12 protein-coding genes and 1 pseudogene are annotated in these 15454 nt (G+C 66.3%); 9 read left to right on the forward strand and 4 right to left on the reverse strand.

The genetic code is table 11. The features are described 5' to 3' along the window. Positions 1-82 precede the first annotated feature (82 nt). Positions 83-1405 (reverse strand): class I SAM-dependent methyltransferase, encoded by a 1323-nt coding sequence (locus tag GO592_RS14495; RefSeq protein WP_007295928.1) that lies wholly within the window; start codon positions 1403-1405, stop codon positions 83-85. A 277-nt stretch (positions 1406-1682) separates the two neighbouring features. Between GO592_RS14495 and GO592_RS14500 the strand changes: the two genes are divergently transcribed. Beyond that, positions 1683-1943, forward strand: a complete 261-nt coding sequence (locus tag GO592_RS14500) for an acyl-CoA-binding protein (RefSeq protein WP_039950499.1) — start codon at positions 1683-1685, stop codon at positions 1941-1943. A 480-nt stretch (positions 1944-2423) separates the two neighbouring features. On the opposite strand, the gene GO592_RS14505 is transcribed toward GO592_RS14500, so the two are convergent. Then, positions 2424-3338 (reverse strand): LysR family transcriptional regulator, encoded by a 915-nt coding sequence (locus GO592_RS14505; RefSeq protein WP_007295930.1) that lies wholly within the window; start codon positions 3336-3338, stop codon positions 2424-2426. A gap of 351 nt (positions 3339-3689) precedes the next feature. Between GO592_RS14505 and GO592_RS14510 the strand changes: the two genes are divergently transcribed. The 3 genes from GO592_RS14510 (at position 3690) to GO592_RS14520 (ending at position 7300) form a co-directional block, all read left to right on the forward strand. Then, positions 3690-5084, forward strand: a complete 1395-nt coding sequence (locus GO592_RS14510) for an SLC13 family permease (RefSeq protein ID WP_172650641.1) — start codon at positions 3690-3692, stop codon at positions 5082-5084. Between the two features lie 208 nt (positions 5085-5292). Next, a complete protein-coding gene (locus tag GO592_RS14515) occupies positions 5293-6411 on the forward strand; it encodes a PrpF domain-containing protein (RefSeq protein WP_007295932.1) in 1119 nt (372 codons plus the stop codon). 43 nt (positions 6412-6454) lie between these two features. Next, complete coding sequence (locus tag GO592_RS14520; RefSeq protein ID WP_007295933.1) at positions 6455-7300, forward strand: HpcH/HpaI aldolase/citrate lyase family protein; 846 nt, start codon at positions 6455-6457, stop codon at positions 7298-7300. Between the two features lie 6 nt (positions 7301-7306). On the opposite strand, the gene GO592_RS14525 is transcribed toward GO592_RS14520, so the two are convergent. Beyond that, positions 7307-8227: a LysR family transcriptional regulator gene (locus GO592_RS14525; protein ID WP_005262520.1), complete on the reverse strand. Its 921-nt coding sequence runs from the start codon at positions 8225-8227 to the stop codon at positions 7307-7309. Between the two features lie 226 nt (positions 8228-8453). Here GO592_RS14525 and GO592_RS14530 point away from each other — a divergent pair, with 226 nt between their 5' ends. The 3 genes and pseudogenes from GO592_RS14530 to GO592_RS14540 all read left to right on the forward strand — a co-directional run bounded on the left by GO592_RS14530 (position 8454) and on the right by GO592_RS14540 (position 11880). Further along, positions 8454-9725 (forward strand): CaiB/BaiF CoA transferase family protein, encoded by a 1272-nt coding sequence (locus GO592_RS14530; RefSeq protein WP_007295934.1) that lies wholly within the window; start codon positions 8454-8456, stop codon positions 9723-9725. Beyond that, the gene (locus GO592_RS14535) at positions 9725-10516 is read left to right on the forward strand and encodes an HpcH/HpaI aldolase/citrate lyase family protein (protein WP_007295935.1); all 792 of its coding nucleotides are present in this window, start codon (positions 9725-9727) and stop codon (positions 10514-10516) included. Before GO592_RS14530 ends, GO592_RS14535 begins: the two co-directional genes overlap by 1 nt. Before the next feature lie 138 nt (positions 10517-10654). Continuing rightward, positions 10655-11880 (forward strand): annotated as a pseudogene (locus tag GO592_RS14540) (NAD(P)/FAD-dependent oxidoreductase). A gap of 126 nt (positions 11881-12006) precedes the next feature. Here GO592_RS14540 and GO592_RS14545 read toward each other — a convergent pair. Then, the gene (locus tag GO592_RS14545; RefSeq protein WP_007295937.1) at positions 12007-13296 is read right to left on the reverse strand and encodes a glutamate dehydrogenase; all 1290 of its coding nucleotides are present in this window, start codon (positions 13294-13296) and stop codon (positions 12007-12009) included. Between the two features lie 186 nt (positions 13297-13482). Here GO592_RS14545 and GO592_RS14550 point away from each other — a divergent pair, with 186 nt between their 5' ends. Together GO592_RS14550 and GO592_RS14555 are read left to right on the forward strand one after the other, a co-directional pair. After that, the gene (locus tag GO592_RS14550; protein WP_007295938.1) at positions 13483-14406 is read left to right on the forward strand and encodes a LysR family transcriptional regulator; all 924 of its coding nucleotides are present in this window, start codon (positions 13483-13485) and stop codon (positions 14404-14406) included. Between the two features lie 346 nt (positions 14407-14752). Then, positions 14753-15163 carry a hypothetical protein gene (locus GO592_RS14555; protein WP_231137896.1) on the forward strand — a complete coding sequence of 137 codons (411 nt, stop codon included), beginning with the start codon at positions 14753-14755 and terminating at the stop codon, positions 15161-15163. Positions 15164-15454: the final 291 nt, after the last annotated feature.

Here is a 15454-nt window from a genome sequence, read left to right on the forward strand (position 1 = left end):
GAAGGATCCGGTGAGGCGCGCTCATACCGAACAATCTGAGTGTCGGCCGTCGTCGGTCGAATTATCTACTTCCCGACGGGTTTCACTGTTCGCGACCCGGCCAAGATGCTATCGGTGCGGATGACTGCAAGAGTTCGGCGCGGGTGCCGGGCATGCCGCTGTCACCCCGTTCGGAGGATTTGACTGCCAGAACCTGGTTGATCCCGAGCCGATTCGCCGCAAAAGCCAACGCCGCGCCGGCCATGTACAGCCGCCATACCCGTGCCCGCCCGGCGCTGCTGTGGGACACCGCTTCGTCCCAGTTCGCCTCCAGGTTCCCCACCCAGGCCCGCAGGGTCAGCGCGTAGTGCTCGCGCAGCGACTCGACGTCGCGCACCTCGAACCCGGCCCCTTCGAGCGCCTCGATCATCGGTGCGATCGGTTCGATTTCTCCGTCGGGGAACACATAGCGATCGATGAAGGACGTTTTGGAGAACTTGGCAGCGGGTTCGCCTGGTCGTCGCGAGATCGCGTGGTTGAGCAACCGCCCCCGCGGGCGCAGCAGCGCGAACAGGTCCGCGGCGTAGGTCGCCAGCATCGCGGCACCGACGTGCTCGGCCATGCCGATGCTCGAGATCGCGTCGTAGGGACCGTCTGTGACGTCGCGGTAGTCCTGGACTCGGATCTGCACCAAGTCCCCCACACCCGCGTCGACCATCCGTTTGCCGGCGTACTCCGCCTGCTCGTGGGACAGGGTGACACCGACGACGTGCACGCCGTAGTTGCGCGCCGCGTGCAGCGCGAAGGTCCCCCACCCGCAGCCGACGTCGAGGACCCGCATCCCCGCGGTCAGGCCTAGTTTGCGGGCCACCAGATCACATTTGGCGTACTGGGCCGCGTCCAGATCAGCGCTCGGCTCCGCCCAGTACGCGCACGAGTAGGTCATCGACTCACCGAGCACCAGTCGATAGAAGTCGTTACCGACGTCGTAGTGGTGGCTGATCGCGGCGGCGTCACGATCCTTGTCGTGCCGGTGCCCGCGCGCCGGTTTCATCTCCTCCGCCGGCGGCTTCGGTGGCAGGCCGATGATCCCCAGACGCAGCGCCGCTGTCGCCAGTGCCTTCTTCGTTTGCTTGTCGATCCGCACACCGGGACCCCTGCTCGGGTCCGACACCTGCTCCAACACGTCCAGCCCGGCGAGCAGGTCTCCCTCGATGTCGATGTCGCCGGACACGTAGGCCCGAGCGAAACCGAGATCGTTGGGCGCCCACAGCAACCGCCGCAGACAACGCCGATTGACGATGTGCACCTGCCACGGCGCGTCCGAAGGCCCACTGCGACTACCGTCCCAACACCTGATCCCCACCGGGACCTGCGCACCCACCACCGCACGAACCAGCGGCGCCACCGTGTCAGCGACCGTCATACACACCTCCGTCGAAGTTCGGGGTCCGACCAGCGCACAGGACTGTCGACCCGCACCAACGTCCCGCAAACCCACCTCGTCGACCATATCGATGAAACCCCCGTTGCCGCACACCTTCACACCGATTCCCGCTCGGCATAACCCTGCCTCTGAACGCCGCTCGGCTTCACGCGCCGACCGCGATGGCGCACAGCCAACTCGGAGCGAACGGATCAGGCGCCCTCGGCTCCGGCGTTACGATGGCGTCAACGAGTCCGTCCGAGAGCCAGGGGTGCCCATGCCGGATCTGGATCAGGCGTTTACCGATGCACAGGAGAACGTCAAGAAGCTCACCTCGAGGCCTGCCAACGATGAGCTACTGCGGCTGTACGCGCTGTTCAAGCAGGGGTCGAAGGGTGATGTCGAGGGCAAGCGGCCCGGTCGGTTGGACATGGTCAACCGCGCCAAGTACGACGCCTGGGCCAAGTTGGCGGGTACGAGCAGCGCCGACGCCAAGCAGGGCTACGTCGACCTGGTAGCCAGGCTCACGCAGGGCTGAGTTCGGAAGTTCCGGTCCCGTGCTGCCCGATCGACCCATACGAGAGCCGAATTCTTGTCGCCGCAAGCCGACGCGCGCCCGCACGCGCATCGAGACGGGAGTGTTAGCAGCGAACCCGGCTTCCACAGCGGGCAAGCCGCTGGCTCCGTGCGGGTCGACGCCGGAGAAGTACATCGTTCCCCGAAATCAGCTCTGTGCCCGCTCATTCGAGCGTCTACACCCACGGTGTAGACGCAGCGGCCGTCCGCGCCGACCGGGCCGTCCGGGAGGTGGTGACCGCACCGGCGGGCGTGCGGATGTTCCGGGTCCGGTGGCGCGAGCGGATGGTCGCGGGGGCAGGAGCCCGTCGGGGTCGGTAGCGACAAGCGGTGACACCACAACGAGGTATCGAGCAGGGCTGGGGCGAAACGCCGCTCGTCAGCGTCATCGACACTCGCGCCCCTTGTCCTGAAGGAGTGGTCGATCAGCGGTAGGCCGGTTCTACGCCTGTGTGGCGATGGCGTCGGCGGCGTCGTGCAGCGCGCGGGAGACGGCGTGCATGCCGGGGGTGTACTGCCGGCGGGCGAGCGAGGCGATGTAGATCGAGCGTGTCGGGACCCGGTCGGTGGGACGAAATCGGACTGCGTAGACGTCGGGGCGATGATGTGCGACGGCCAGCCGCGGGACCATGGCGATGCCGACTCCCGCTGCGACCATCGCTTCGATCTCTTGGTAGTCATGGGCCTCATAGACGACGTTCGGGGTGAATCCGGCCGTGTCGCAGCTGCGGTAAAGCACTTCGGCCGCCGGGTCGGCGTTGCGGATGATCCACTTCGCCGATTGCAGCGATGCCACCGTGACATCGTCGGCGTACGGCGCGTCGAACGGGACGAGCAGGACTGTTTCGTCCTCCATCAGCGGCACGAGGGCGAGGGATTTCTCGGTCTCCTCGGTCCAGTCGTAACTCCAGAGCAACGCCATCTCGACCTCGCTCGAATGGAGCATCTCCAGCAGCCGCGGGCGGACCGCGGATTGGACGCGCACGTCGATGCCCGGCCAGTGGGCGTGATAGTTCTTCAGCGCGTCCGAGAGCAGTGAGGCGCTGACGGTGGGGAAGGAGCCGAGTCGGACGGTGCCGCGCTCGAGTCCCAGCAGAGCTTCCAGGTCGCCGTGGGCGGCGCGCATTTCCTGACGGAACAGCCGCGCACGCGTGACGAGAATTTCGCCGGCTTCCGTCAACCGGACGCCACGAGGCAGGCGGGTCAGTACCGGCTGCCGGATCTCCTGTTCCAGTTTGGCGATGCGCTGCGACGCGGCGGAGGGCGTGACGTTGGCGCGTTCGGCGCTGGTGAGCGATCCGGCCTCGTCGATGTCGAGGAGCAGGAACAGGGTCACCACGTCGAACGAGTTGCGCATCGGTACCTCCAACAAGCCTTTAATCCTGCTAAACCCCGGCGTAGAAATACGACATTGTCATAAACATAACCCGCTCATAGTGTGATCTGCGTAATGATCAAGTGAAGGATGTGACATGCAGACGATCGCTACTCCCCCGCACGGGATCACGGCACGGAATCGCCCCGACGACGCCGTCGATCACGCAGTGCGCTCACTGCTCGTCGCGCCGGCCGGCATCGGCGAGGTGGCGGAAGAGACAACCCCCGCCCCACGCCTATTGTCTCCCAATTCTATTCACGTCCGTCCGTCGCGACCGGCTGCCGCCCAGGAGCCGTTCGATCCGCCCCGCAGCGAACCGAAAGTACGCCCATGACTTCCATCGAGATACTGCCACTGATCGCGTTGGTGGCAATGTTCGTGATAGCCACCTTCTTCCCCATCAACATCGGCATCTTGGGGTTCATCGGCGCATTCGTCGTGGGCGCCTTCATCCTCGGCTACGACGACAAGGAAATCCTCGCCGAGTTCCCCAGTTCGATCGTGCTGACGATCATCGGCGTCACTTACTTCTTCGGTATGGCGAAGAAGAACGGGACGATCGACCTCCTCGTCAATGCCTGTATACGTGGTGTTCGTGGACGGGTGACGATCGTCCCGTGGGTGTTCTTCTTCTGCGCCTCGGTGCTCACAGCCCTGGGCACGTTCAGCCCGGCTGCCGTTGCCTTGATCTCGCCGGCGGCGATGTCCTTCGCCGCGCGGACTCGGATGAGTCCGCTGGTGATGGGCATCATGACGATCAACGGTGCGCACGCCGGAGCGTTCTCGCCGATCTCGGTCTCGGGTGTGCTGGTCCGTGACATCGTCGAGTCGAGCGGCCTGACGATCGCGCCCTGGACCCTGTTCTTCGCCAGCTACGGCATCAATCTGCTGCTCTCGGTCCTCACAGTGGTCGGCTACGCCGTCCTCGCCCGGGTACGGAACCTCGAGTTCACCGCTACCGGCTCCAGCGCCGGAATCGACTCCGACGGCGTCGGGAGCGCACTACGCACCCCCACTGCGGGACCCGGTGGAATCCCGGCCGGCGGATCGTCCGGCCGGGGCGGTACCCAGGTACTCATCCGGACGCCGCGCACCGAGGTCGGCACCGACCACGACGTGCAGCCGGTCACCGGGGTCCAGAAACTCACGCTCGTCCTGATCGCCGGGGTGTTGGTGCTGGTCCTGGTCCTGCATATGCCGATCAGCTTCGTCGCCATCGCGGCCGGTGCGATCCTCGCCTTCACCGACCTGTCCAAGCAGAGTGAGGCCATCGCCGGTATCAGCTGGTCCACGGTCCTGCTCGTCGCCGGCATGGTCACCTACATCTCGCTCATGGAAGAGATCGGCACGATCGACCATCTCGCCGGGATGGCGATCACCATCGGCGCACCGCTGCTGGTCGCCGTCGTCCTCTGCTACGTCATCGGCGTCACCTCGGCGTTCGCATCGTCGACGGCGCTTCTCACCGCGGTCATCCCGCTCGCGCTTCCTCTGCTGCAGACCGGGGCGCTGCCGGTCGTCGGAGTCGTGGCAGCACTCGCCATCTCCGCCACCGTCGTCGACGTCTCCCCGTTTTCGACCAACGGCGCACTCGTCCTCGCCAACGCCCAGAACATCGAGCGTCCCCGGTTCTACCGGCAACTGCTCCTCAACGCGGGCATCGTGGTCGCGATCGCGCCGGCCCTGTGCTGGCTGGTGCTGGTGGTCGTCCCGACTCTGGTCTGACGCGCAGACAGCACCCGCGAGGGTTTAACTGAAGTTAACCCTCATCGATTTATTCGCCATTGTTCTCCACCCTGATGTAGGTCAGGGTGGGCAGTGGGACACCGCTGGGAAGCACGCTCCCCATCCGATCAGAGCCTCCAGCGGTGCCTCACAAACTCTTCGAACCCGAAAGGTGGGCCGGACCGTGTTCACACTTCATGGAACCTGGATGCGGGGAGGAACCAGCAAGTGCTGGCTGTTCAACGCATTCGACGTCGATCCGCTCATTGCTCAGGCCGGCGGCCTGGATGCCATCTTGACGTCGGCATTCGGCTCGGGTGATCCGCGTCAGCTCGACGGTGTCGGCGGCGGCAGCTCGACCACATCGAAGGCGGCGATCGTGCGCCGCTCCAGCGAGCCCGGAATCGACGTCGACTACCTGTTCGCTCAGGTCGCGATTGGTGACCGTCAGGTCGAATGGGGCAGCAACTGCGGAAACTGCGCCACGGCGATCGGGCTGTACGCGCTGCAGTCCGGGTTCGTTCCGGTGGACTCCGCGACGACGACCGTGCGGATGCGGAACCAGAACACCGGCGCGATCCTGGACGCCCAGATCGCCACTCCGGGCGGGATGATCCCCACCGAAGGCGACGCGGCCGTGCCCGGTACCAGCGCGTTGGGTGTCCCGGTGGGGCTCACCTTCACCGGTCTCGCCGCCGGTGCGGCCACACTGCTGCCCACCGGCGCCGCCGCCGATCAGATCTCGATTGCCGACCACACGTACCGCGCCACAATGGTCGTCGCCGGCGCCCCGGCTGCGTTGTTCAACGCTGCCGACCTCGGGCTGACCGGTGCGGAGGACAACCACACGATCGCCGAACACCTGCCGTTGCTTCTCCGGCTGCGACAGGAAGCGTCGTTGCGGATGGGACTGAGCAAGCCGGGAGATCCCGTCTCCCATGCGATTCCGAAAGTCGGTGTCGTGGGTCCGCCGGCGGACTACCGCACCAGCGCCGGCGTCGACATCCGCGGTGACGACTACGACATCTCGGTCCGGATGCTGTCGATGCTCGCCCCGCACCCGGCGATCGGGCTCACCTCCGCGGTCGCCGTCGCCGCGGCCTCCACCGTGACCGGAGGTGTCGTCACCGACAACACACAGGTCCGGTGGCCGGGATCGCTTCGGGTGGGAACACCTGCCGGGGTACTCGATGTCGACCTCTCCGTTTCCCTCGACGGGGTACTCGAATCGGTCACCCTGCACCGGGCGGCCCGCCGTATCGCATCGGCGGAACTGTTCGTCACCGCCCCGGCGCCGGCTCCGGCACTGGTCGGCTCCGCGCGGTGAGGACTCCGCACAGCCCCGCCCCCGCGATGCGACAGGAATCCTGATGCCCGAGAAGATCGCGATCGCGCCCAGACCGATCGACACGCGGATCGCCCGATCCTGGCTCCTGGTCAACGGCACCCGAACCGACCTGTTCGACCAGGCCGACCGCTCCTGCGCAGACCAGATCGTCCTCGACATCGAGGACGCCGTCGACCCTCAACTCAAATCCACCGCGCGGGAGGAGGTCGCCGCCTGGCTCGAGAACACCTCGGCCTGGGTGCGGATCAACGACCGGTCCTCGCCGTACTGGAGCGATGACGTCGATCGCCTCGCCGGGCTTCCCGGACTGGCGGGCGTGATGCTTGCGAAAACCGAAGCCGCAGAACATATCACCGAAACCTTCGACCGACTCGGCGCAGCCACCCCGGTACTCGCGTTGGTCGAATCCGCCCTCGGAATCGACCAGGCCGGTGATATCGCCCGCGCCCGCGGCGTCTTCCGACTCGCCTTCGGCAGCGGCGACTATCGCCGCGACACCGGCACCAGCGCGGACGACCTCGCCATGGCCTACCCCCGCTCCAGACTGGTGGTCGCCAGCCGAATCGGCAACCTGCCCGGACCGATCGACGGTCCCACCGTCAGCAACAGTCACACCGTGCTACGTGAACAGTCGGCCGTGTCCGTGTCCCTCGGGTTGACCGGGAAGCTGTGCCTGGACACCGAACAACTGCCGGTAATCAACGAGTCGATCAGCCCTACGCCCTCGGACGTAACCTGGGCGCGGGAGTTTCTCGCCGATTTCGAAGCCCGCGGCCGCGTTGTCCGCGACGGCAGCGACCCGCCCCGGCTCGGTCGGGCCGAGAAGATCATCCGCCTCGCCAACGCGTTCGGAATCCGCCGGAGCTGACCGGTCCTATCCGGTTTCGAATCCCTCCTGCAACTGGTGGGCGGCGGCAGTGCACACCGCGATCCCTTCCTGCGCGGCCGGGCTGAGCCGCCGCTCGGTCAGATGCGCGACCAGGATCCGGCGCTGCGGCGGACGGGTGGCGAGGGGAATCGACCGGACGTCGGGCCGAAGGTTGAGTACGGCCAGTCGCGGAGCAATAGCCACGCCGAGCTCGACAGCCACCATCGCCTGCACCTCACCGTAGTCGTGCGCGAAGACACTCGTGCGTGGCGTGAAACCACCTTGCTGACAGAGTTTTTCGAGGGTCTGCGCGACCGGATGATCGTCGGCGCGGACCACCCACGATTCGTCGCGCAATTCGGCGATCCGGATCGAGTCGCGGTCGGCCAGACGGTGCCGTTCCGACACCAGCAGCACGGTCGGATCGTTCATCACGTGGTGGTACGTCAACGTGGGGTCATCGACCCGATTCCACTCGTAGTCCCACAACAGCGACAGTTCGGTCTCCCGGCGGCGAAGCGCATCGACCAAGTACGCGAACCGGCCACTGAGCACCTTCAGCTCGACCCCCGGGTGCCGGGTCTTGAACTCCTTGACCACGAGTGGCAGCAGTGACGACCCAGCCGTGGGGAAGGTGCCGAGCGCCAGCACACCTGCACGCAGCCCTTTGATCTCCGCGAGTTCGGCATCGGCGGCCTCGAGTTCGATCAGGATGCGTTCGGTGTGCTTGACCACCGACCGCCCCGCCTCGGTCAACACGATGCCGCGCGCGTGCCGCTCGAGGAGCGGTTGCCCGGCCTCCTTCTCCAGCTTGGCGATTTGTTGGGAGACAGCCGAAGTGGTGTACCCGAGCGCCGACGCTGCCGCGGTGATCGACCCGTGCTCGGCGACCGCGCGCAGCGTGAACATCCTGGTCGTGTCCAGCACCCACCCACCTCCTGTGGCTTTAGAGAAAGTTAACACCTGTCGATACATCCGTGATTGTAGTTGAACCGTGCGAGTGTCAGTCTGAGATGGCGGCAGTGGCAGCTCAACACTCTCCGGCCGCACCGTGACACCGGCTCGCACCGGCCCCGTCGGACGACGCTCGTCCACGGCGACGGATGTCGAGTGCCGCCCACCGTATCTACTCCCCCACGCGTGAGGACAGCCTATGACTGCACACCCGAGTGACGTCCATTCGCCTGACGACCAGGCCGACGCCAGCACAGGCAACCGCCATTCTCCGACGCGTGGCCCCCTGCACGGCATTCGCGTCCTCGACATCAGTACCGTCTACGCCGCACCGATCACTGCCATGATGCTCGGCGACTACGGCGCCGACGTCATCAAGATCGAGCACCCCACAGGCGATCCCGCCCGCTCACACGGAGCACGCAAGGACGGCCACGGTCTGTGGTGGAAGGTGATCTCGCGCAACAAGAGATGCATCACCCTCAATCTCGGCACCGCCGAGGGTCAGCAGATGCTCCGCGATCTCGTCGTCGATGCCGACGTTCTGGTGGAAAACTTCCGCCCCGGTGTCCTCGAGAAGTGGGGATTGGGACCGGACCGGCTCCACGACCTCAACCCCGGGTTGATCATGCTGCGCGTCACCGGCTTCGGCCAATCCGGCCCCTACGCCGAGCGCCGAGCATTCGGGACCCTCGCCGAGGCGATGAGTGGATTCGCGCACCAAACGGGTGGCGAAGACGGTCCGCCGACGTTGCCGCCCTTCGGTCTCGCCGACGGTGTCGCCGGACTCGCCGGCGCATTCGGTGTGGTGACCGCGCTGCTGCACCGCAACGGCCCGGACAGCGACGGAAAGGGGCAGGTCATCGACCTGTCTCTGCTCGAACCGCTGCTGGGGATCCTTGGCCCCGGCCCCACCGCGTACCACCAGCTCGGCACCATCGCCGGTCGCAACGGCAACCGCTCCCCCAACAACGCCCCACGCAACACCTATCTCACCAAGGATGGGCGGTGGGTCGCCATCTCCGCGAGCGCCACCTCCGTCGCCGCGCGCGTCATGCACCTCGTCGGCCGCCCTGACGTCGTCGAACAACCCTGGTTCGACTCCGCCGGCGAACGCAGCCGAAACGGCGACCTTCTCGACGAGGCCGTCGCGAAATGGATCGCAGACAGGCCGCTGGACGAAGTCACGGCCGAATTCGAACGCGTGGGCGCCGCACTGGCACCGATCTACGACGTCGCGCAACTGATGAACGATCCGCACGTCCTACACCGCGACTGCATCACCACCGTCGACGACGACGACCTCGGCCCGATCAAGATGCAGAACCTCATGATCCGCATGCTCGGAACACCCGGTGCGATCAACTTCGCCGGCCGCCGACTCGGCCAGGACAACCAACAGTTCTACAAGGAAGCCCTCGACATCGACCCGGACCGACTGACCGAACTCGCCGAGAAGGGGGTCCTCTGATGGACCGCAGCTACCTGTTCGCCCCGGGCCACAACCGAAAACTCCTCGGCAAGGTTTTCGACGCCGGCGCAGACGCCGTCATCCTCGACCTCGAAGACGCGGTGCCGCCCGCCGAGAAGTCGACGGCGCGGGACAATGTCGCATTCGTCCTCACCACCCACACAGCATGGGTGCGGATCAACGCGCCCGGCACCGAACTCGCCGGAGCCGACCTCGATGCTGTCGCTTCATCGGCTCACGGCATCCGCATCCCCAAGGTCGAAACACTCGACGACATCCACTGGGTCGCGGACCGCGCCCCCGGAAGACCCCTGATCTGTGCTATCGAAACCGCGAAAGGCGTCGCCAACGCCTTTGCGATCGCCGAGCACCCCGCGGTCACCCATATCGCCCTCGGCGGTATCGACCTGCAGAAGGACCTCGGCACCGGGAAAGGGGACGCACCTATGCAGTACGTGCGCTCCCACCTCGTCGTCGCCGCCCGCGCCGCCGGCATCGCCCCACCGATCGACAGCGTCTACCCACACATCGACGACACCGACGGACTCGTCCGCCAGGCCACCCACAGCCGTGACCTCGGCCTGTTCGGCAAGTCCGCCATCCACCCCGCTCAGCTTCCGGCCATCCACACCACCTTCAGTCCGCGACAGAACGACATCGACTGGGCTCGACAAGTCATCGAGGCATTCGAGAACGCCGGCGGAGCCGCGGTGCGACTGCCCACGGGCGAATTCGTCGATCTCCCCGTCGCGGAACGGGCAAGGAAGATCCTGGACTTTGCGCACGCCTGACAAACCCCCACCCCCGCTCGCCGCCATAGCCCCCACTGTGGACCATGCTGATCTTCCTGGTGTGGTGCGGCATAGATTTCAGCCACGGACAGATTCGAGCCGACCCGCCACCCGCCCTAGACCTGGCACGATGGCAGGGTGACTGAACCCAACCGCGTCCTCGTCCTCGGCTCGGGATTCGCCGGCTTATGGGCCGCGCTGGGGGCGGCGCGGCGGCTCGACGAACTCCACGCGACGGGCACCGTCGATGTCACGGTGATCAGTACCAGCCGTTCCACGACATCCGGGTCCGCAACTACGAGGCAGACCTGAGCGCGTGCCGCATCCCGCTGAGCGATGTGCTCGACCCGGTCGACATCGGGCACATCGCCGCCGAGGTGACAGCGATCGACACAACGGCGCGCAGCGTCACCGTCTCGGGCCGCGAGGCACAGCGCACGCAGAGGTACGACCGTCTGGTCATGGCTCTGGGCAGTCGCGTGGCGACGCCCGATATCCCCGGTTTGCGGGAATTCGGCTTCGACGTGGACACGTACGACGGCGCGATGAAGCTACAGCGCCACCTGGCCGCGCTGTCCGACGGCGGAGCGGACGTGAGCGCGGCGACCGCGGTGGTGGTCGGCGCCGGCCTCACGGGCATCGAAACTGCGTCCGAGCTGCCCGGAAGGCTGGCAAAGGTGTGCGCGGGACGCAACGTCGAACCGCGGGTGGTGCTGATCGACCACAACCCCTACGTCGGTTCCGACATGGGCTCATCGGCGCGACCGGTGATCGAAGCGGCGCTGTCCGACAACGGCGTCGAGACGATGACCGGTGTCGGCGTCGCATCTGTCGACGAGCACGGCGTGACGCTCTCCTCCGGAGAGGTGCTGGCCGCGGGCACCGTCGTCTGGTGTGCGGGCATGCGGGCGAATCCGCTGACCGCACAGCTCGGTGGCGAGCACGACCGGCTCGGTCGCCTGCCGGTCGACGACTACCTGCGGGTGATCGGTTCGCCCGGAGTATTCGCCGCCGGTGACGTCGCCGCGGCGCGGGTGGACGACGACCACCTGTCGGTGATGTCGTGCCAGCACGGGCGCCCGATGGGCCGCTACGCGGGTTACAACGTCATCGGCGACCTGCTCGGGGAGCCGATGCTCCCGCTCCGGATCCCCTGGTACGCCACCGTTCTCGACCTGGGACCGGCGGGCGCGGTGTACACCGAGGGGTGGGACCGCCAGGTGGTGTCGCGCGGCGCGCAGGCCAAAGCCACCAAGGTCACCATCAACACCGAACGCATCTATCCCCCGTTGAACTGCGACCGCGACGCGCTGCTGGCCGCCGCCGCGCCGGCGCTGCAGGCACGACCCGATCCTGGACAATGACTTTCAGGAAATCGAGGACTCGTCGCCGTCTACTGCACGACCGCCGCAGGAAGCCGATCCGTCACACGCGGCGAGCCCACCGGGAGGGATGATCCGGGAAGCCAACGGGACCGCACCGCCCACCGTTCACGGGATGGTGAGCGCCGGCACTGCCGGAGAATCGGCGGGAGCCGGCGCACTGCGGTTGTCCGCGACGAGGTCCCACGCGGTCTGCCGTGGCGCCACGCCGTCCAGGATCCATTTGCCGAGCAGCAACGCGACCTTGGCCAGCATCTCGGTACGCAACCGCAGGAACGAATCCTCCGGATCGGTGCCGACCTGACTGAGTAGCACCCACCAGGCCCAGGCGACTGCTCCGGCGTTGACGACGAAGTCGGGGACCACCGGAATGCCCCGGCCGGTGAGCACCGCCTCGGCGCACGGGGTCGTCGCGGCATTCGCAGCTTCGATCACGACTTTCGCGGCGACCTGGTCGACGTTGTCCGTCGTGATCGCATATGAGATCGCGGCCGGGACGAGGATGTCTGCCTCAGTGGCGATCACAGCCGCGCTCGGCAACCGCTGAACATGCGAGGGGACGCGGGAGCGGTCGATCTCGCCGTAGCCGTCCCGCAGGTCGAGCAGCGCGGGAACGTCCAGGCCGTCAGGGCAGTACAGCGTGCCGAGGGCGTCGGCGACAGCAATCACGCGCATTCCGGCCTCGTACAGATACCAGGCCGCGCCGCCCCCCATGGTCCCGATGCCCTGGATGGCCACCGTCGTTTCGGCCTGAGGCCACCCACATGCTTGCACCGTGCCGATGCAGGCCTGCGCGACTCCGTAACCGCCGATCACATCGCCCAGCAGAAAACCGCTGGGCACCGGGGCGTTCAACGCGGCCCGTACCCGGCGCAGGGTCCCCTGCGGATCCTCCGCACGGCTGATCGCCGCATGGTAGGACTGTTGAAGGCCGAGTCGCGCGAAGACGTCGTCGAGCAGATGCTGCGGCACCCCCAGATCCTCCGCGGTCACCCAGTGCGCGGCCAGCCACGGGCGCATCGCCTGACAGAACCGCTCCAGAACACCGACGGCGCGGGGGTCCTTCCGGTCGAAGTCGATGCCACCCTTCGCGCCGCCGACAGGCAAGTCGAAAACCGCGGTCTTGGCAGCCATGCCTCTGGCCAGATCCTCGACCTCCGACATCGTGCAGCCTGCCCGCATCCGGGTGCCCCCGGTCGCCAGGTCGGACACCAACGTGTGCACGACGAGGTAACCATGAGCTCCGGTGACCGGATCAGACCACGTCACACGTAACAGGGGCTCACCGCGGTGCACGGTCGCCACATCGATGTGGCGCTGCGTCGCAGTGTTCGCGCGGTGGTCATACTCCCGGTGCTCGGTGGTGCGCCCGAACCCGCATTCCGTCGTCGTAGTCACCTCGATTTACCCCAATCGTCCTCAGAAAATCTTCGTCGCCACGACCACTCAGCCGATGACGCCAGAGTGCGCGCGCTGGTGACCAGGCGTCCAGTTACGAATCTTGGATGATTGCGTTCACGCTTTCTACACAGCGCAACGCGTGGTCCGGTTGGACGGTTGGGAATGGATGCCTAGGCTGGCGGCATGGAGCTGTCATTGCGCCGGTTGCGGATGCTTCGGGAGTTGCACCGCCGAGGCACCGTGACAGCCGCGGCGCTGGCCTTGCACTACACCACATCCGCGGTATCGCAACAGCTCACCCAGCTCGAACGCGACGTCGGCGCAAAGCTATTCGAGCGGCGCGGTCGGCGGGTACAGCTCACCGAGATCGGTCTGCTCCTCGCCGAGCACGCTGAGGAGATCATGCGATCGGTGGACCGCGCGACGACCGCTCTCGAGCAAACACAGGAAGGGGTCACCGCCCGATTGACCGTTGGAGTGTGGGCGTCCGTCGCGTCGAGCCTGGTGCCGAGTGCGCTGACGTTGCTGGCCGCCGAGCATCCCGGCATCGAGGTGCGAACGAGGGAGCTCGCGCCGGAAGATACCGCAGTGGCAGTGCAGGACGGCTCGCTGGACTTCTCGTTCGTGATCGACTATTCCGACTACCCGATGCAGTGGGACCCGGAGTTGACCAGAGTGGTGATCGCGGTGGAACGACTGCACGCAGCGCTGCCTCCGGGAACGGTGTCCGCCAGAACCATGGCGCTGGCGGATCTCGCTGAGCATCCCTGGATCCTTGCGGGACCCAAGTCGCATTTCGGCCGCGCGGTGCGCTTGGCCTGTCAGCGTTGCGGATTCGAACCCAGGATCAACCATGAGGTCGGCGAGCAGGCGACGGCACTCGCGATGGTTGCGGCGGGCCTGGGAGTCACCCTTGTCTCCGATCTCGGACTGACGCTGCGCCCGCCAGGAATGGACGTCGTCGCGCTGACCGAACCGCTCACTCGAACGATCTCCATCGCCCATCGGGGGACGGCCGCGCATCGACCGCCGCTGCAACTGGTGATCGACGCCGTGCGCGCCGCGGCGGCCGCACAGGGGCTCGCCGCACGGTCGCCGTACCCGTAGCCGTAGGCGACACACGTTTACCGGACAGTGCCCACCCGTCGGATGAATGCTCCCTATCCGCACCGCCGCCGGATTGCGATGCAGTGCAAGTCAACTCCTGCATTAGGTCTCTCGCGGATCAATGCTCCGGAATCGACTGAACGAGAGATGAGCCGGATCAATGCATAACTATGCGGTGGCTAACTCTTTTGGGAAATGCCTGGGTGAGGATGTGCCCGGATCGCTCGGAGCGGCCACTGGCGAAACCGATTTGCGGTTGCTCCGGTCGCACTTCGCACTCACACCTCGCACGACTATCCACGGAAAGGGTCTACCGTCGAGGTGAGAGTCCAGAGATGAGGCCACGGTGAGTACAACGGATGACAAGCGACGAGACGTCCTCGACGAGCACACGCTCCACATGGGCGCGGGCTTCAAAGAGAAGGACCGCGCGCACGTGCGAGAGGTGTTGTCGGCGCTCGCACCGCACCTCGGGCGTTGGGACCCCAGCGATGTGGACGTGGAAATCTCGGTGAAAGACCGGGGCGGCAAAGAACAGCGAGTCACGTTACGCACGACGCTCCCCGGCCTTCCGCCATTGGTGGCGGCCGCCACCGATCCCCACCTGGTTCAGGCTCTCGGCGCAGCGAAGCATGAGCTGATCCGGCAGATCGAAGACCAGAAGTCGGCACGGGAACCAAAGAACAACCGACAGCTCAGGAACAAGACAATCCGACATCTCGGCGCCCTTCGTACGCCACACACGGACACTCCGTGACCGCCGGCTTCGGCAAACTGGGCGGCCTCACGAAGAGGTCCAACGTGACCGTCTTTCTGCTTCGGCAACATGGCGCCGTTCTTCGTCACCGGGAGCGTGACCATGACGTGACCCGACCCGCACAGTCCGGCTCGTCGCCGTAGACGAGCCGTGTACTCCAAGTCGAACACCCACCTCAGGACGGTCACCGCCCCAGTTTGTACGGGGTTGCTGATCGCGTAGATGCGGGTGATCCGGCCGTCCTCGACCAGCAGACTCATTGCGGCGGCTGCGCCATCGAAGTCGAATCGG

Source organism: Rhodococcus sp. 21391 (assembly GCF_016772255.1).
Taxonomy (GTDB): Bacteria; Actinomycetota; Actinomycetes; order Mycobacteriales; family Mycobacteriaceae; genus Rhodococcus_F; species Rhodococcus_F opacus.

Excerpts from the sequence above, each read along its gene's own strand:
- GO592_RS14520 (WP_007295933.1), top strand. The coding sequence starts at position 6,455 with ATGCCCGAGAAGATCGCGATCGCGCCCAGACCGATCGACACGCGGATC.
- GO592_RS14535 (WP_007295935.1), top strand. The coding sequence starts at position 9,725 with ATGGACCGCAGCTACCTGTTCGCCCCGGGCCACAACCGAAAACTCCTC.
- GO592_RS14510 (WP_172650641.1), top strand. The coding sequence starts at position 3,690 with ATGACTTCCATCGAGATACTGCCACTGATCGCGTTGGTGGCAATGTTC.
- GO592_RS14500 (WP_039950499.1), top strand. The coding sequence starts at position 1,683 with ATGCCGGATCTGGATCAGGCGTTTACCGATGCACAGGAGAACGTCAAG.
- GO592_RS14550 (WP_007295938.1), top strand. The coding sequence starts at position 13,483 with ATGGAGCTGTCATTGCGCCGGTTGCGGATGCTTCGGGAGTTGCACCGC.
- GO592_RS14505 (WP_007295930.1), bottom strand. The coding sequence starts at position 3,338 with ATGCGCAACTCGTTCGACGTGGTGACCCTGTTCCTGCTCCTCGACATC.
- GO592_RS14530 (WP_007295934.1), top strand. The coding sequence starts at position 8,454 with ATGACTGCACACCCGAGTGACGTCCATTCGCCTGACGACCAGGCCGAC.
- GO592_RS14495 (WP_007295928.1), bottom strand. The coding sequence starts at position 1,405 with ATGACGGTCGCTGACACGGTGGCGCCGCTGGTTCGTGCGGTGGTGGGT.
- GO592_RS14515 (WP_007295932.1), top strand. The coding sequence starts at position 5,293 with ATGCGGGGAGGAACCAGCAAGTGCTGGCTGTTCAACGCATTCGACGTC.